Raw genomic sequence first — 18924 nt, 5'->3', positions numbered from 1 at the left:
ACTTTTTATTTAACATTTGCTCAATTGTTCAAAAATCAGAAAAATCAATACCCCTTATAGGTATTAAATTATTGAGGAGTTGTTCAAAATTACACCAATGGAGGAATCACAATGAAAATCGCAATTATGCTTTTTGATGGAATCACGGCATTGGATGCAATTTGTCCATACGAAGTATTTTCTTCTTCACTGAAATGTGAAGTGAAGTTTGTCGCTTAAGAAAAAGGATTAATTAAACTGGACTCAAATATGGGATATTTACATGCTGATTATAGTTTTTCTGAAGTTACTTCAGCTGAGATTCTTGTTGTACCTGTATGCTGTCCACCAAATTATAAAACTCCCATGAATGATGAATAAACGTTAAATTGGATTCGCCATATGCATAAAACTACAAAATGGACTACGTCGGTTTGCAACGGTTCTCTAATATTGAGCGCAGCAGCTTTATTAAATGGAACCATAGCAACTTGCCATTGGGGATCCTTCGATCTACTTAAATCACTTGGTGCAATTCCAACTGATGTGAGAGTGGTTCATCAAGGCAAAATTGTTACTGCAGCCGGTGTCTCTTCAGGTATTGATATGGTACTTCATCTATTAGCATGGGAATTAGGTGAAGATATAAGGAAAAGCTTCCAACTGATTTTGGAAAACGATCCTCAGCCACCGTATGACGCGGGCTCACCAAAGAAAGCGCCTTCATTGTTAGTTGTACAAATTGGAGGAATGTTACAAGAGCTTGCAAAACCGGAGCCAAATGTATAGTACTTTTTCCTGTATCAGACTGTTTAATGTTGTAATTCTTTATCTGAAAGACCCAATACTTATATGTATTGGGTCTCATTCATTTAAACCCTATATACCATTATTCCTATAATTTCGCACCAATTTTAATAGATTTAAAATGCTAAATCATTCTATAAAACACACTGCAACAAAAAATACTCTATAGAAACTCTTTATTAGATTGCGATAGAACCATTTTTTTAGGTGTGCTAGAACGGTCACTATTTTCCCAACTGTAAATTTCTAAATAAGAATTCAATAAAGCTTTAAATGCTTTGGCTGCAGCACCGATATGTTTTTGTTTATGATGGACAATTGCTACTTTTCTAATGAGAGACGGTTTTATTCGAATTGTACTTAAATGACCATTATTTTCTATTCTAAATAGTCTACTTGATAAAATAGTTGCGCCTTTCCCATTTATAACAAAGTTGATAATCGCTTTAATATCGGTTGACTCAATAATGGGATTGATTAATATCCCTTGTTTAGCACATATTGCATCAAACCAATGTCTAAAACAATGGTCTTTTGGATTTAATATAAGCGGTATATTTTGTAAGTCACCAATTTCTACATCGCTTTGGTTTGCTAATTCATGATTAGCATGTACGACTAGGTAAAATTCTTCTTCATATAAAGGTATCATATTTAATTGGTCATCATCAGGCGGAATAATTGTTAATGCTAGGTCAAATGCATTTTGTTTTATTTTTTTTACGACATCATCCATTGCAAAAAATTGTAATTGTATATGTGGATAGATGGAATGAAATTCTAATAATGCCATTGAAGCAATATGACTTAAATCACCAGAAAGTGCACCAATTGTTAACCGGCCTTTATTAAGCGTTTGTAATTCCTGTAAATCATCATTAGCGATTTTGATCGTGTCTATAATTTTATGACTATGCCCTTTTAAAATTTTACCTGCCTCAGTTAAGGCTATTTTTTTACCCAATCTGTCAAAAAGTAGAATACCAAGCTCGCCTTCTAAGGCCTTGATTTGGTAACTTAGAGCAGATTGTCCAATTCTTAAATTATCTGCAGCCTTTGTAAAATGCATTTCTTCACAAATTGCTATAAAATATTCTAATTGTTTCAACTCCATGTTTTTCACCATCTTTGTCATATTCATCATCAGTTAGTGTTTAATCTACTACAACCTATTTAATAATAAGTTGATCACCATACTGTCAAACATGGCGAACACCTTTTAAGTTTTACTGAACACTATTGATATTTGAAACAATTACTATGTATATCTGTATGAAATTAGTTAATTATAATAATTTTATTCGAATTGTAAATGGACTATCTTCTTTGCTAAATCCATCTCCATTAGTCTTTACTCTTATTTTGAATGATTTCATTCTTTACTTGGTACAGCAGCATACCCTTTTACATCAATAACAGATTCTTTTGTGAATGAATTATTTAGAGGTGATTCGATTAACAGTTACAGGTAAAGAATTATTTACCACTGTTCCTGCTCATGAGTAATTGTGCCATTTTCAAATAAAAATTTTCGATTATTAAAAGTTCACCTTTATCGCAATATAAGCAAAACCTCCTTTAATGATGGAATAGTCATTTAGAACTTTTGGAAATGCACAAAGTAGTAAATTTAATTATTTAACTTAAATTTACTATTAAAGGTATGTATGTTTATTTTATAGTTTCATTTTTATTAAAGTAAAATTAATAGTAGTTAAATAAAATTAAGTACAACTTAAATATAAGTTGATAATATTTTATTCACTAAAATGGCTTCCTCATTAGGTAGTTGATTTTATTCACCTCTTAACCCACTTAATATAGCAACAATAGAATTTCATTCAAATCTTCAAATAAATTAAAAGTGTCGATCGAATAAAAAAGTTATTCAAAAAAACCTGCTCGGTTAGGATCAGGTCTTATCTTTTAACGCAATATCGTATCGGCTTCCTATATAAAATTCTTACTCATTTCTTTTTATTGTTTTTATCGTTGTTGGAATAATAGTAATGTTCTAGTTTTGATTACTAATTTTCAGAAATGAATTAATCATTACTCTTACATTATTATGAAATAATCATCATGGACTGTTACTGTAAACTTGCCTTCAAATATTTTACAAATTTATGGATCAAGTTGGATGAATGTATATCTTTTGACCAAACCATTTGAATGGAAATATTAGTAATTTTGTTATTTACATTTATTTCGAGAGGGATTAACATTCCATTTAGGATGTATGGATCATTTTTCATGTAATAATCCGGTGCTATACTTATACCTATATCTTCTGCAACAGCACTTTTAATCACATCAACATTACTCGATGTAAATACAATTTCAATATTTCCTAAATCACGGAATAACTCCTGAGTTAACCAATTATAATAGTCATCTTTATATATAATAAAAGGAAATTTCATTAGTTCTTGAGGCATTACCCTTTTGTTACAAGCTAACAAAGAATTTTTATTTACATAAACCTTAATTTTCGATTCTAATAACACTTCACTGTTTAAATCACTATCAATAATCAACTCATTTACAGCAATCAATCCTATATCAATGTTATGTTTTTTCACATCGTGAATAATATCCTCTGTACTACTTTCAGTTATTTGTAAATCAATCTGAGGATAATCAGCCTTAAGACTTGATCTTGCTTGTAGCAAGAATGGCATAACACCGGTTATAGCTGCTACCTTCATCCCCCCCTTATTCAGAGAGCTAAAAGAAGCAACCATTTCTTGAAGATTATGGAGGTTCATCATAATCTGAATGGCTTGTTTGATTATTAATTCGCCTTCATACGTTGGTACAGTATTTTGTCCCCTAGATCGACTAAATATTTTCACTCCAAATTCGTCTTCTAATTGCGATATTGACTGGCTAATTCCTGATGGAGATACATGCAGATTTTTTGAAGCGTTAATAATCGAACCTGTTTTGGCAACTTCAAGAATATATTCTAATTGTTCTAAATACATAGTTACCTCCAATTTAAGTTGAGCTTAATTCTATTTAATTAGGATTAATTTTACTTTAATATTAATGAAATTATAAAATAAATACAAATGATCATCCTGATTAGAATATTTAAGTTAGGACTTGAAAAACTAAAGAAACTACTATATTTATCAAAATCTATCTTTTAAAGGAAATTGTTTATTCTTAGTAATATAAGTGCATGATTGTTGGGGGATAATAAAAAAGGGAAGAATCACGTTAATAAAATTTAGGGGGCAATATATATGAATTATAAAAGTATTACAGTTGCTGGTGGAGGAGTGTTAGGAAGTCAAATTGCATTCCAAACAGCATTTAAGGGATTTGAAGTATGCTTATATGACATAAATGAAAAAGCGTTAGAAATGGCAGATACACGTTTAAAAAATTACATGGAACGTTACAAAGAAGATATCGGTGCTAATCAAGAAGAATTAGAAGCGGCATACAATCGTATAAAACTATATACCGATCTAGCGAAGGCAGTAGAAAATGCGGATTTAGTTATTGAAGCGATTCCTGAATTGCTTGAAATTAAAAAAGATTTCTATCAAAACTTAGCAAATGTTTCACCAGATAAAACAGTCTTTGCTTCTAACTCTTCAACATTGTTACCAAGTCAATTCGCCGAATTTACAGGTAGACCTGAAAAGTTCTTAGCATTGCATTTCGCTAATGAAATATGGAAATTTAATGTCGCAGAAATTATGAAACACTCTGGAACAAATGAAGAAATCTTTCAAGATGTCATCGAATTTGCTAAAGCAATTGGAATGGTTCCAATTCCGATTCATAAAGAACAACCAGGATATGTGATGAATTCGCTTCTTATTCCGTTTTTACTAGCAGCACAAACGTTGCTTGTAAACGGAATTTCTGATCCAGAATCAATTGACAAAACTTGGATGCTTACATCAGGTGCACCATTTGGCCCTTTTGCTTGGCTAGATATTATTGGAATTAATACAGCATATAACGTTGGTAAATCCTTAGGAGATCAAGGTAATGAAGAAGGTGCTAAAATAGCGGATTATTTGAAAAGAGAATTTATTGATAAAGGAAAACTAGGAAAACAAGCAGGTGAAGGATTCTATAAATATCCAAATCCTAGATTTTTAGCCGAAGATTTCTTAAAGTAGTAATAAAAAATCACAACCATTATCGGTTGTGATTTTTTTACTAATTCTCTAGCTGTTAGAGAATTAGACATTTTGAATTATGTATTTTTCATAGTTTATTATCACACTCAGTAAAAATTTTAACAACTTCACTGAGTTTCACAGTTGCGCCTTATCGTCTTTTGGATACACTATTCTTGATGGTTCCCTCGGCAACGCCTAATCAAACTATAGAAAAATTCCCCACTCCACCATGAAGCGGAATGGGGAAGATTTTTTTAATGTTGTTATTTATTTAATTTCATTCTATGAACACTGCCACCCTGTGTGCCTACAAACAAATATTTTTCGTCTGGAGAAAGTTCAAGTGCTGTAGCATTTTTATTCTCTAGTCCCTCGGATACATTAGTCCAAGTTTTCCCTCCATCAATACTCATTAACACACCTCGACCTCCTTTAATAAGCCCACTTTTTCTAAAAGCACCCGAGGCTGCATAAAAGATATTACCATTATTAGGGGAAACAATAATATCAGTAATAAACATGTTTAGCTCATTACTGCCTGCAACCATTGCTTTTTCGAATGATTTACCACCGTCTGTGCTTCTATATAAATAGTTTCCTCCGACTACTAAATGGTCTGGATTTTGTGAGTCAACCGCAATACTGCTCACAGGAGTGTTTTGAATTTTTTTGAAAGTCTGCCCCATATCTTCGGACAAGAATAAACCTTCATTGCCACCGGCCCAAATTCGATTAGGATTCTTTGAATTAGCAGCTACAATAGCTGTAAATGAGTGTTTTTGTTTAATCTTTTTCCAATTCTCCCCAGCATCTTTACTTATAAAGATACCCGGTCCATCAGAATTGTAATAAGAAATAATGATTTGCTTGGAGTCGGTTGGACTAATATGCATAGCTAATGGGACCCCACCATCTTCAAATTTTTGATCCCATTTTTTGCCTCCATCATTACTTCGGTAAACATACAGTCCAGTCCAAGCACTATAGCGTATCTTGTAAACAACATTAGGTTCTGATGGAGAAGTAGCAATTTCATACACACTTTCTCCTGCTCTACCTTCACCTTCTGCCGCTCCCCACTCTAATATTGAGGAATCGACCTTATTTTGATTTGGTAACGCTGTCATGTATGTGTTTGAGTCAGTCCCTGCAAGTAACTGATATCCTTTAGAATTGCGCGAAATAGCCAGGCTATACACATTCGCTCCGGGAATACCAATTCGTTTATATGTTTCACCTTTATTCTCAGTTCGATAGATCCCTGCCTGTTCAGAAGATACATAAAATGGTCGCATCCCTTTAGGAGAAGACTTTCCACCCAATGCAAAATCTATTTCTAGTGAGTTACTCCCAGGAAGTGGTTTTTCCATCTCTTTCCATGTTTTACCATTATCATTACTTTTCCAAATCCCATCATAAAATGTCCCAATATAAATTTCACCATCAATAATTTCTATTCGGGCTATACTTTTAAATGGTATATTATTATGTGTTATTTCTATCCAATCTTTACCTTTGTTGTAAGAAGCGAACACTCCATGATTCGGTCCTGTACTATCAGTGCCTGTTATTAAAATATCTTCGTTGCCATCAATCTCTCTAGTAGCTAAAAATCCAGGTGCTTCAAACAATAAATTAGATTTAGAAAACCCAGAGAATACATCTTTAAACAAGTAAATACCAAAGTTAATAAAATCTTCACTTGCTGAAACATAAAGGTCATTATTCAGAAGTTTTACTTTATTAAGAAATGACCAATTTCCAGGCATCTTCACCCAATTTATTCCTCTGTCCGTGCTGACATATACCTCGTTTCGCGAAATAGCAACTAATTTCTGTCCAGTTTTATCAATCTCTAGATCCACTATCCCTATGTTCGGAAAGGCTAAAGTCTTCCATGTTTTTCCTCCGTCTTTACTAGCCACAATCTTACCCTCATAAGTAAGATCAAGACCTCTTGAATTAATAGCTACATATAAATTTTCTTCATTTGAAGGATCAACTGCTATATCACGAGGTAATCCTCCAGCTACAGGGAAACCTCGATATTCATGCCAAGTTTCTGCCTTATCTTCAGAACGGAAAAATGATAGACTCAATGATGGTAAAACTGTCATGCTATTAGAATTTTTTAAGTCAAAATTCATCAGTCCTGTATTAGAGTAAGGGCCAATTGTTTTCCAGGTTGAAGCGTGTTCATTAACTGCAGGTAATTTTTCCAGAAAACCAGAACCTATTATTGTAGATTCAATATTTTTCGTATCTTTTATTGTGGAACTTGCATCAATCCGATATATTCCCACTTCATCAGTTTGCACGGGCACCTTCCACCAACGATCATGATCAAAAATGGCCGTCACTTCTTTTGTTTTTCCACTTGGTGTTCTAACCGTCACTTTAGGAGCTTGTGTCAGATAAACCGGGCTATAAATATAGGCTGTTGTTTCACTTACTGTCGATCCTATTGGATCAGGTGATGCAGTAATTTGGAAATGCCTCGTAATAAACTTGTATGGCACTCGAATATGTTGTGGTTCTTTTGCAGATTGGATATTTCCTTCTATCCAGCCCGAGATATCCGTATCTTGATCTGGTCGATTCATGTTAATATTTACCTCAACATTGACCTGTTTACCTGGTTCTAAATGAATATTAGATGGACTTACTGTAACGGATGCCTCAGTTTTTGTATCGTCTCTTACAGTGAAATCTATATCAACCGGTTTTTCGCCGTAATTGCTTAATGATAGTGAAGCACTTCTATGAATCTTTGAATCTTTTAGATCAGCTATTCCAAAATTTAAGCCGTTAGGTGAGGCGACCACATTGGTTTCCGCAGCAGCCTTTACATCCAATCTTCCAGCCCCTTGTGTAAGTAAATCAAATGATGATAGTGGTTTAGCCGTTTCTTTTAAAGCACTGGAAATATCACTACCATTCCAGGAAGGCTTGAGCTGTTTTAGAAGGGCAGCTGCACCGGCCACATGAGGGGCTGCCATGCTTGTTCCACTTAATCTTTCATAACCAGACTCATTATTCTGACTCTTGATGTAAGTTGAGTTTATTTCAACACCTGGTGCGACTAAATCAGGCTTTGCATTGACGTCGTAAATACCACGTGAACTAAAGTCAGCAATTTGATCTGTTGCATCTACTCCTGTAATCATTATTTTGACAGTTCCCTTGGCCAAGTTGGACTTTAATTCCTCAGCTTTTGTACCGTCAATTTTCATAGCTACCAGAGTTTCCAGCCGACCGTCCATAGATGAACCTGTCAGGAATTGATGCTGTCCTTTTAACTTTTCATAAGGATTGGATGTATAGTGAGATTGCATAGTATCTCCTGATTTAAAAACAGGTCCAGATTGCTCAGGCGCAAAAAAAATCGCAGCCTCCGCCCCTTTTTCTTGTGCTGTAATTGCCTCCCTATAGTAATGTTGAATTGGTTCTACACCTTGAGGCGATTGAATAAGTACAATCTTTCCTTTTACATCTAGACCCTCGTAATTTTCCAGTCCCCCTACTCCGACGTCTACCAGCTCGCGTGTGATGGGCGCTTCAGGAGGATTTGCTGTAAATCCAAGGCGCGTAACGGACAAATTCCCTTCAACAGGGGTAACCATCTTCGCGTCAGGAACTTTAATACCACTTATACTTGCTCCAACAGCAAGTACCCCCTCGGCAATAGCTGGAGCACCGATAGTCCCATAACTAGGGCCATCATTTCCGGCTGCCGCAACAACAACAACCCCGGCATCTACCGCATTTTGGGAGGCTATGGAGACGGGATCAGTCCCATCACCAGGACCACTCAGACTCATATTAATGACATCTGCTGGGTATGGGTTGTCCGGTGAGATAGAAGCTTCAATAGCAGCAATGATATTGGATGTAGTACCTGAACCATCTTGGTTCAAGACTTTATAAGCTGTTATCGAAGCGTCAGGTGCCACGCCCTGCATATTTCCATGTGCTCCTATGATTCCAGCCACATGAGTACCATGACCTTGATCATCCATAGGATCATTATCATTATTCACAAAATCATATCCTCCAAGAATTTTATGCCCTGGTCCGAAAGCCCCGCCAAGGTCTGGGTGATCATAGTCCACGCCTGTGTCAATTACAGCGACTGTGACTCCTTTACCAGTAACTTCTTGATTATTATTGTCATGCTTAGACCAAACATCTGGAGCACCTATTAAAGGAACACTTTTAGTTAAGTTTGCATGATATTCCTGATCAAGATAAATTGCTTTTATGCCTGGAAGGGAATGCAATTCATCCACTTTATTTTTGGGAACTTGTAATGACATCCCGTTAAATGTAAACGTATATTCGTTTGATTTGTTGAATGGAATTCTCTTTTCTTTTATTTTTTGTAATACTGTCCCATGCGAATATTTTAAACTCTCAATTTTTTCTTTCAACTTTCTTTCAGTAGATTTGGAGGTCGCGCCTAAATACTCTGAATTCGGCAAAACTTGAATGGCAGGTGCGCCTTCCATCTCGACCACTACACTTGTCATCGCTTCATCCTGATTAGTTTCTTTAGCATTACCAATTGGTAAATCAAAAGTAAGTTTAGCATTAGTGATTACTAGGGTTGAAGTAACAATGCAAATTGCGGTTCTTTCTTTTAACCACTTAGTTCTATTTTTCATTTAAGTACCACCTCTTTCAAAAATTGTATTAGCGGAAATAAAACATCAATTAAGTGGAGGAAACTTTTTACAGTCGGAATATTTTAGTTATTTTATATCCTCTTCATCCTCCACTTTCCTCAAAAATTTAATATTAAATCATCTTTTCTATCCCACCCTCACATAACATTTGGAAAACTATTCTTAATGTTATAAGTATTTAGAAAAGTTAACAATACCGGATTTTTGATGAAAATGATTGAAAAATTAAGATAAAAATAAGTTGAAAGATAGTAAATGAGTCCTGAGCATTAAATTTATTTTTAGAACTAACCAATTTAACATCTTTAACTTAAAATAAATGAGCAGCGGAACAAGTGATCTCCTTTAGCTAGTTTTCGACAGGTGATAACACTTGTAAAAGATTGATGTTAATTCGAGTTTGTTTCTGATACGAAAACTGTTTGCCATTTTCTCCTGATATCTTGTTCTTATGGACTTACTCTTGAGTCACATAAGTAAACTCCGATTATTCAGAATACAGTTGGTAAATATAAAAAATAACCTTATGTAATAAGGCTAAAAGTTATGGATATTTAATTAACTTGGTTCTAATTGCTCATCAAACAAGAATCACAACATCTAATCTATTTCAATTGTTCAAAATAAATTATTAGCTCCTATTTAAGTCGAACTTAATTTAAATTCACTATTATTAATTTTACTTTAATAATAATGAAGTTATAAAATAATAATAGATATTCATTTTGATTAGAATATTTAAGATTAATAGCATTCTTGTTAAGGTTGTGAAAATTAGGAGGACATAATGTTAAAGGATTCTATAGTTATCCAAATCCTTTATGTAAAGTTAAATTTGCTCATTGGTTCACAAAATGACAACCGATCTTTGATAGGTATGTCTATGTTTGAATGTAGGTTAGAATTTTAATATAAAGGAGTTATTCAACATGAAAATCGCAATCATGCTTTACGATGGAATCACAGCATTAGATGCAATAGGTCCGTACGAAGTATTTTCTGCTTCACTTAAATGTGAAGTTAAATTTGTTGCTAAAGAAAAAGGATTAATTAAACTAGACTCAAGTATGGGGTATTTGCACGCTGATTACAGTTTTTCTGAAGTTACTTCAGCTGATGTTCTAGTTGTACCTGGTTGCTGTCCACCAAATTACAAAACACCAATGAATGACGAAGAAACATTAAATTGGATTCGCCAGATGGATAAAACTACTAAATGGACAACGTCTGTTTGTAATGGGTCTTTGATTTTAAGCGCAGTCGGATTATTAAAAGGTAAACTAGCAACTACTCATTTGGGATCTTTTGATTTATTAAAATCCCTTGGCACCATTCCAACTAGTGAAAGAGTGGTTCGACAAGATAAAATCGTTACAGCAGCTGGAGTCTCTTCTGGTATTGATATGGCTCTTCAACTAATAGCTTGGGAAATGGGTGAAGATGTAAGTAAAGGAGTTCAACTGATTTTGGAATATGATCCTCAGCCTCCGTTTGACGCTGGTTCACCAAAGAAAGCACCTACTTTATTAGTGGAAGGCATAGGGAAAATGTTGCAAGAGCTTGCTGAAAAAGAGCCAATTGTTTAAAACATTGATTGATATACTTTAGTAAATTAAGACCTAACTATTAAAGGATAGAAATGCAGAAGTAATATCTGCTATTTCTATCCTTTTTTGATGCACTACACATGACCTCATATTTTTGCTTTCTTAGAAGTTTCCTTTACTTGACCAACTTTTCTTGTTCCCTTCTTATTTAAATTATATTATTTTACTTTAAGCTGCTGTATTTTAAAGCAATGAATCTTTAGCCTTTATTAATTACTTAATATTATTATTTAGTGCTTTAAAATTAGTTTCAGATAGCTGTGGTTCATTTTTCATTAAGAAAAACTGTAAGCCTTCTAAGTCATCAGTATTGATGTAATCAACTCCAGCATTTAGAAGCTCCTTCCATACCGCTTCTCTAGCTGGAGATTGCATGTCTGGTGTCGCCCAAAATCGCACTTTCTGGCCATTTGCATGAGCAGTTGCTACGATATAATTCAGTTTTTCTTTTTCACTTGCTGATATCTCACCATTACCCATCCAAGTAAAATATTTTGTCCAGTTATCACTTATTATTGGAATAAATTCATTGGAAGCACTTGATCCAAGATCGCTCATTCGTCCATCATAACCTGCATAACGAACTGGCTGATTTTCCATTAATATTCTCGGTCGATTACCAGAAATATAAACAGTAATGGCTCCTTGATTCACCCCTGAAGGTAAAAACTTAGTAAGCATATTTTGATATTTTTTAAGCTGTTCATGGATAACTCTATAGGTTGCTTCATCCTCAGACTTCACATCAATCCATAGTGTAAACCCTTTATCATATCCTGGATAAACAGTTCCATGTTTCTCTTTTACTCTTTCCAATAATGGGTCAAGATATAAGGATTTCAATGTTCGATCTGGTCGTATATCCTCTCTGTCATGTGCTATAAGCAGTTCTCCATCAATAAGCCAAACATCAGCTTCTACACTAGTAAATCCGTGCTCTAGAGCATCCATTAATGGACGAGAATGTTCGTAATCATTATGTGCGTGTGCTTTCTGGAGAGGAACCACAGCTTGTTGATTCGAAATAAATAAATTACCTGTACTTGCGGCAAAAGCATCTGTAAACGTAATCATGAATACAGAAGCCACTAGGGTTAAAATAGCCAACCATTTTTTCATAGTTTCTTAACCTCCCAAAATTGTAAATTACCAACTTTATACTAGAGAAAAAAACTAAAAGTTCAATCAATTGAGTGAAATCTTTACAAACCTTTTAATCTTTTTACATGACTTATTTAAATCGTAAAATATTTTACAAAATGAAAACAAATTGAGTAATGGTATAAAAACTAATTAATTTTTCTTTTTATTTGTATTAATAGACTCCATTAATTGCTATATTTTGCATTTACTATTTCAGTTAATATTAACTGTATCTCAAATGATCCTTGAACAATAATCTCGTCAACATTTCATTTTCTATGACGTATATTGGATAAGATACAATAATCATTCTGTCCTCACTTAAAGTTTTAAAATTATAAACTCTCCTATTTTAAGAAAACAGGATTCCATTAACTTAATGGAACCTTTTTTTATGTAAATCGTAAAAATTTAAAAATGGTATAAGCACACTTATTACAATAAAACATTGATTGTTTTAATCAAAAATGGAGTATTGATAGTCGTTTGTTAGCCTTGTATTATTAAGTCTGAAATAGGCTGAAAATTATTAATATTCAAAACCGAATCTAGTTTGGTATTGTTTTACTAAATCCTCTAGCTTTCGAAAAACCCGAACATCCCTCTAAATTTTGTGGCCTATTTAAAAAAAATCAAGGAGGTATATGTTGTGAAGAAGAAAAATTTTAACACCTTAGTAGTACTCAGCATGTCAGCAACACTAGCTCTTTCCGCTCTGCTACCTATGGCTTCACTTGCTGAAACAAAGATTCCTAGTAATCAGAAACAAATTTTAGATCTTTTAGTAAAGGATCGGAACTCTATAAAGAAAAATTCTAATTCTATGAATACATTTGATGATGGTGAAAAGAAATTTTCTGAAAATCAACTTGTTATCCGTTATTCCTCGCCGATTTCTGAAAATGAGCATAGCAAGTCCGGTGGTAGACTAATCAAAAGAATTTCATCATTAGGCTATGATGTGATTGAAGTAAAGAATGTTGCAGATCTTGAAAAAGTAGTCCAATCCTATGCAAAGCTACCAAAAGTTACTTCAATTTCAAAAAGTGCTCTTTTTAAAAAACTAGGAACAGTAGATCTAAAAACCTCTGAAATGTACCATCTAAATAATCTTAATGTTGACAAAGCACAAAAATTAGCAGGGAAAAACAAAATTCGTGTCGGTGTCATAGATTCTGGAATCGATACGAAACATCCTGAACTTGTTAATAAAATCATCGCTAATAAAAATGCCATGAACCCTATTAAAAAAGGAATACCTGATTCCCATGGTACTCATGTTACAGGGATAATTGCTGCTAAAAAAAATAACGGTATCGGCGGCTATGGAATCGCACCAAATTCTCAAATAGTAACGATCGACGTGTTTAACAAATCTGATTTTGGTACTGACTATGTTATAGCTGAAGGTATTTTAGAAGCGATTAGACAAAATGTTGACGTTATCAATATGAGTTTAGGTTCTTATAGTCCATCACCTATCGTAAAAGATGCTGTAAAAAAAGCAATTGATAAAGGAATTGTCATTGTTGCTGCAGCTGGTAACTCTGGGATTGAAAATATAGAATATCCAGCTGCCTATGATGGCGTTATAAGCGTTGGAGCTACAGATAAGGACAATAAATTGGCGAATTTTTCAACATACAGTCCTTCTGTCGATGTTACAGCGCCTGGAGATAACATTTACTCGACAGTCTATTCACCTGATAAAGGATCAACATTTGTACATATGAGCGGTACATCTATGGCGGCTCCTATGGTTACAGGTGCGGTTTCCCTATTACTATCTAAGTATCCGAAGCTCACACCTTATCAAGTGAACTATATTTTAACGCATACCGCAAAAGATTTAGGGGAAAAAGGATTCGATGCAAAATATGGTTACGGAATGATCGACCTTGTTAAACTTCTGTCTTTCGACCCTAAAAAGATTCCGGCTCATTCGGTTGTGAAGGATGATCAAATTTTAGAAAAAGCAAAACCCCTTACTTTATCAACGGAAACAACAGTTACTGGTGCTTTGAAAAAACTTGAACAAATGGATTATTATAAGTTAACTGTAGAAAAGGATCAGAATGTCCAGATAAGTCTTCAAGGTGAAACTCAATATGATTTGAAATATGAATTACAATTTTATCCAGAAGGAGCAAATACACCCGAGTATAGACTAGAGGTTAATGATCGTAAGGCTGGAATGGCTGAAGGTTCATACTTCAAAGCACCGAAAAAAGGTACGATTGTAATTGCTTTAAAAGACTCCTTTGGACAATACAATGAAGATGGGAAATCTAAATACTCACTTTCTGTAAGCCGTAAAGATCAACTTCATGATGATGGTAATACAATGGAAAATCCCTTTATCCTAGATTCACTTCCATATAAAACATCGCTTACTAACTACTTCACTGATGAATTATCGACTTCGTCAGTGTCTAGACAAGAAAATCCTATTCCTGGTGATTCTGATTATTATCGTTTTAAGGTGCCCGGAAATATTGGGGAACCAGAAAAAGTATTAAAATTCCATGTATCTGCTGTTGAAGGGATGGATTCATCCTTTAGGCTACATATGGTTAATAAGGTTGTAAACGAGGATGGCACAACCCATGAAAGTATTAATGTTGTTGATCAATTTAAATCTATAGGATACGGTGAATCAGAGACTGCTTCAATGACCGCTTCTCCTGGGATGGAATATATTTTAGAGGTGACGAACAAGCCTTTACTTAGTGAATACGATCAACTTATCGGGAAAGAGATTGATTTCACACGAAGCTATACTTCTCAAAAACCATATCAAGTTGATTTTGAAATCAAAGATATTACGCCGGATGAAGATAGTTTCCCGCAAGCCGGAAAAAGAAACGAAAATACCAGATCACAAGAAAATGGATTCTTTAATAAGTACAAGGAAATTTATGATAAATTCATAAAACCGGACTACCAAAATAATAAATTAACAAGTTATTTTGATTTAGTAAAAGATAAAGCGATTCCTATTGAATCAGATAAAACATATAAAGGTTCTTTTCAGTACAGTGGCGATGAAGATTGGTTTAAATTTACACCAAAAGATAACTCTGTTTTTGAAATGAAATTTAAGGATAAAGAAGGACATAATGTTCCAATTTCCCTTGTCCATAAATACAGTGATCGAATTAATGATCTCGATTCTATTTACTCAAGCTTGGATACAAACTCGGTTGATGGAACAGGATTGAAAGCGAAAAATCCATTCAATATTGGGCTAAAAAAAGGTGAAACATACTACATCCTTTTAAATGATTCATCATACAGATCAAGTTTTGATCCGTATGAATTCAAAATTTCTACTAAATATAAGAACACAAATGATAGCTTTGAGCATAACGATACATTTAATACCGCTAAGAGGATAAACACTAAACCGATAGTAGGCAACTTATCGTCCATTGGTGATATTGATACTTTCTATTTCAAGCCAGATAAAACAAGTATTTATAGTGCAATTGAACAACCAGTGTCAATTCCTATTAAATATAATAACGCTCATACAGAATTGAAAAGAGATCTTGACTCCGTGTTTTTTATTTACGAGGACACGAATGGTAATGAGAAACTTGAAGAGAAAGAGAAAGATAACGTTTCTATCGTAGACTTCTCTTATGATAATCAACCTGAAATTAGTTCCTTCCGAGCTAAAAAAGGAAGGGGATACTTCTTTAAAATACAAAACTACTTTAATAGGGAAACAAATCTAACTCCCTATACGTTTACAGTAAATGAAGTAGTAACGAAGGATGAGGATGCTGGTTCTATTGTAAAAAACAATGTACCAACCAAACCTCTTTCCTTAAAATTCCAGGCCGGCAAGTATTCTAATGAAGGTTATATCAATATGACAAACAATAAAGGAGATTCAGACTTTTACAAACTAGTACAAAATAGTGATGGCAAACGAACAATCAAGTTAGATGTCCCATTTGATCTTGACGGAATCGTTACAGTTTACAATTCAAAAGGAAAACAAGTCGCCTTTTCTGACTATTACAGCAATGGAGACTACGAAATCTTTAATGTTAACCTCAAAAAAGGAAACTACTACATTAAAGTTGAAGATTCTAACGGAAATGCAAGCGCAACACCATATAAACTAATTATTAATTAATAAAAAAAGTGGTTGGTCTTTGTACCAACCACTTTTTATTAGATTCAATTTTTGTTTTGTCGTTCACTTCTATCATAGAATTGAAGTTGGATGTAGAATCCATACCAACATTTGATTTTACAATCTTTCTTGATCTTCCTCTTTTAAAAGCTTAATTTTTGCTTCTAATAAAATTATTGTCATTTTTGAATATTCCAGACCGTACTCTATTGTTATTTTCTTATATTTATCGGTATCAGGTGAACTTTTTTGTACCTCTAATAAATTTTCTAATTCTTGTTCTAAGTGCTTTTTTTCGTTTTCCATCCATTTAATAATATTTTCTTTCTTCGTAAATTTTCCAAAAAATAATCGGATTAAAAAATCTGATCTCATAATAGTTGGATTTATTGGACTTTCCAAATACTCTATAAATTCTTCTTTTCCTTTATCTGTAATCACAAATAAATTTTTATTCGGTTTCCCTTCTTGTTGAATAATTTCCTTTTTAACAAATCCTTCTTTCTCCATTCTTTTAAGAGCTGGATAAATAGCTCCAAAAGAAGCATCAAAGAAATGTGCAACAGATACCTCCATTATCCGTTTAATATCGTATCCACTCATTGGTTCTTCGAATAAAAATCCCAGAATAACATTTTGTATGTTCATTTTTTACACCTCAAACATTTCTGAACTTCCTTTAATTTTAAAATTAACATATACCACTTTCATACTGTTAGAATTTTATCTTTCTTATTTTCCCTTTGAAGAGTTACTAGTATTAAAGTAATTACAATAATAACCATTAATATCTTGCAAAGCATAATTATTTCATAAGTAATAGACGATCCACCAGTAACCAGTTTCATAATTCCTTCAACTGCATAAGTTGCTGGTAAAAAGTTACTTATAGTCTGATAAAAACTTGATAATAACTCTCTTGGGATGGTTGTACCAGACGATAATAGTTGAATCGATAACATAGCAATATTTACCCATCCACCTGCATCACTCACAATAAAAAATGGAACTTGGGCTAAAAATAAGAAAGTTAGTACATACATTATTTGAAAAAGCCACATTGTTAAAAAACCTTGATCTGAATGCACTCCCATTAAATTAACCATTATAGTTCCAAAAGTAGAAATTAAGATGGTAGCTGTGATTATTAAAAGAACTCTACTCCCAAATTTTTGCCAACGATTGTACAAATTCTTGTAAGCTTTAAACGCTTTATTTATTTCTAAAATAAATAACATTGAACCAGTAAAAGATGCCATAACTAACATCATTGGAACCATCAATCTTGAAAAATTAGATACTTTATTAATATTGTTAACAACAGGATGCACTCGTTCTGATAGATGTTTTGACAATTCGTTTGATTGATTCAAGGGTACATTCATATTCTCAAAAGTAACTTGCAAACCCGACTTTACTAATTCCTTATTAAGCGTAGCAGTTACTTTATTCTCTACTGTTTGCATTACCCCTTTTAACATACTTGGATTTGATTCATTTAAAGAGTAAACGATTTTAGCCATTTCATTTTTTTGAAGTTTATCAGTAAAATCTTTCGGAATATTAATAACCATTTGAACTTCACGGTCATCTAGCTTTTCCATCGCACTTTTTAAAACTGTAGACTGTGTTACCTTAAATTTCAAGCTCTTATCTAAATTCTTTGCTATTTGTACTCCGATTTTGGAGTCATTATTAACAACAATAATTTTAAATTGGTCAATTCGGTCAGTAACGTGATCATATCCTGTAAGCCATATAACGCTAAATAATACCTGAAAAATAACTGCGGTAATTAAACCAATAATAACGCTAGGTGTTTTTAATATGGATAAATATAGACTTTTCATTTTAGTTATCCTCCTATATTTACTTATGATGTTAAATAGATATATTAATACTTACACTATTTATATTACTATTGTTTATATTAACATTGATAATATTAACTGATTTTGAAGCCACCGTCAATTAAAAGAATTCTTCTTCAACTAAACTACAATTAGCGCAAAAAAAATCGACTTTACAGTCGATTTTTTGTTCAACTAAAGCATGCATTAGTTGATTAAGCATATTAACAATAATCACCATTTTCATCTATTCCAATAAGGCAAACCGTTCATTAATTGGTGCATCCAAGATCTACCTAGGAGCTATGTATCGAAGAACAGCAGCACAAAAAGGTAGGAAAAGAGCAGGAATAGTAGTAGCCCATACCATGTTAAGAATCGCCTATTATCTTCTCACTAGGAAAGAAATGTACAAGGACTTAGGATGAGATTATTATGACAAACAAAAAGAAGTATCAATGGTCCGTCATTCAGTTCGAAGACTTGAAAAATTAGGGTATTCTGTATCGATCGAAGAAGTCAATTAATCCATCAACCACTAATATATTTTTTTACAAG

General features: G+C 33.4%; 9 protein-coding genes and 1 pseudogene. 4 read left to right on the top strand and 6 right to left on the bottom strand.

The window, feature by feature from the left end:
• The first annotated feature begins 111 nt into the window (after positions 1-111).
• Positions 112-768 (top strand): annotated as a pseudogene (locus CAB05_RS11745) (DJ-1/PfpI family protein).
• 181 nt (positions 769-949) lie between these two features.
• On the opposite strand, the gene CAB05_RS11740 reads toward CAB05_RS11745, so the two are convergent.
• Together CAB05_RS11740 and CAB05_RS11735 are read right to left on the bottom strand one after the other, a co-directional pair.
• Positions 950-1930 (bottom strand): LysR family transcriptional regulator, encoded by a 981-nt coding sequence (locus tag CAB05_RS11740; RefSeq protein WP_088000021.1) that lies wholly within the window; start codon positions 1928-1930, stop codon positions 950-952.
• 946 nt (positions 1931-2876) lie between these two features.
• Positions 2877-3773, bottom strand: coding sequence for a LysR family transcriptional regulator (locus CAB05_RS11735; RefSeq protein WP_088000020.1), 897 nt, complete (start codon positions 3771-3773; stop codon positions 2877-2879).
• Positions 3774-4037: 264 nt separating this feature from the next.
• On the opposite strand from CAB05_RS11735, the gene CAB05_RS11730 reads away from it, so the two are divergent.
• Positions 4038-4931 carry a 3-hydroxyacyl-CoA dehydrogenase gene (locus tag CAB05_RS11730; RefSeq protein ID WP_088000019.1) on the top strand — a complete coding sequence of 298 codons (894 nt, stop codon included), beginning with the start codon at positions 4038-4040 and terminating at the stop codon, positions 4929-4931.
• A gap of 266 nt (positions 4932-5197) precedes the next feature.
• On the opposite strand, the gene CAB05_RS22690 is transcribed toward CAB05_RS11730, so the two are convergent.
• Positions 5198-9442, bottom strand: coding sequence for a S8 family serine peptidase (locus CAB05_RS22690; RefSeq protein ID WP_280527177.1), 4245 nt, complete (start codon positions 9440-9442; stop codon positions 5198-5200).
• A gap of 1106 nt (positions 9443-10548) precedes the next feature.
• Here CAB05_RS22690 and CAB05_RS11720 point away from each other — a divergent pair.
• Positions 10549-11205: a DJ-1/PfpI family protein gene (locus tag CAB05_RS11720; protein ID WP_088000017.1), complete on the top strand. Its 657-nt coding sequence runs from the start codon at positions 10549-10551 to the stop codon at positions 11203-11205.
• A 234-nt stretch (positions 11206-11439) separates the two neighbouring features.
• Here CAB05_RS11720 and CAB05_RS11715 read toward each other — a convergent pair whose 3' ends face one another.
• Positions 11440-12345 carry a phosphatidylinositol-specific phospholipase C/glycerophosphodiester phosphodiesterase family protein gene (locus CAB05_RS11715; protein WP_088000016.1) on the bottom strand — a complete coding sequence of 302 codons (906 nt, stop codon included), beginning with the start codon at positions 12343-12345 and terminating at the stop codon, positions 11440-11442.
• Positions 12346-13018: 673 nt separating this feature from the next.
• On the opposite strand from CAB05_RS11715, the gene CAB05_RS11710 reads away from it, so the two are divergent.
• Complete coding sequence (locus CAB05_RS11710) at positions 13019-16516, top strand: S8 family serine peptidase (RefSeq protein WP_088000015.1); 3498 nt, start codon at positions 13019-13021, stop codon at positions 16514-16516.
• Positions 16517-16633: 117 nt separating this feature from the next.
• Here CAB05_RS11710 and CAB05_RS11705 read toward each other — a convergent pair whose 3' ends face one another.
• Both CAB05_RS11705 and CAB05_RS11700 read right to left on the bottom strand, forming a co-directional pair.
• Complete coding sequence (locus tag CAB05_RS11705; protein ID WP_088000014.1) at positions 16634-17164, bottom strand: PadR family transcriptional regulator; 531 nt, start codon at positions 17162-17164, stop codon at positions 16634-16636.
• A 59-nt stretch (positions 17165-17223) separates the two neighbouring features.
• Positions 17224-18366, bottom strand: a complete 1143-nt coding sequence (locus CAB05_RS11700; RefSeq protein WP_235821435.1) for a YhgE/Pip domain-containing protein — start codon at positions 18364-18366, stop codon at positions 17224-17226.
• Between the last annotated feature and the right edge of the window lie 558 nt (positions 18367-18924).

Origin of the sequence: Gottfriedia solisilvae (genome assembly GCF_002128405.1) — a bacterium.
In the GTDB taxonomy this organism is placed as follows: domain Bacteria; phylum Bacillota; class Bacilli; order Bacillales; family Bacillaceae_G; genus Gottfriedia; species Gottfriedia solisilvae.
The sequence above is the reverse complement of the archived record's forward strand: the minus strand, read 5'-3'. Positions and strand labels throughout refer to the sequence as shown.

Bases quoted from the DNA above. Each gene is read 5' to 3' on its own strand.
- CAB05_RS11740 (WP_088000021.1), bottom strand. From the start codon at position 1,930: ATGATGAATATGACAAAGATGGTGAAAAACATGGAGTTGAAACAATTA.
- CAB05_RS11735 (WP_088000020.1), bottom strand. From the start codon at position 3,773: ATGTATTTAGAACAATTAGAATATATTCTTGAAGTTGCCAAAACAGGT.
- CAB05_RS11730 (WP_088000019.1), top strand. From the start codon at position 4,038: ATGAATTATAAAAGTATTACAGTTGCTGGTGGAGGAGTGTTAGGAAGT.
- CAB05_RS22690 (WP_280527177.1), bottom strand. From the start codon at position 9,442: ATGGAAGGCGCACCTGCCATTCAAGTTTTGCCGAATTCAGAGTATTTA.
- CAB05_RS11720 (WP_088000017.1), top strand. From the start codon at position 10,549: ATGAAAATCGCAATCATGCTTTACGATGGAATCACAGCATTAGATGCA.
- CAB05_RS11715 (WP_088000016.1), bottom strand. From the start codon at position 12,345: ATGAAAAAATGGTTGGCTATTTTAACCCTAGTGGCTTCTGTATTCATG.
- CAB05_RS11705 (WP_088000014.1), bottom strand. From the start codon at position 17,164: ATGAACATACAAAATGTTATTCTGGGATTTTTATTCGAAGAACCAATG.
- CAB05_RS11700 (WP_235821435.1), bottom strand. From the start codon at position 18,366: ATGAAAAGTCTATATTTATCCATATTAAAAACACCTAGCGTTATTATT.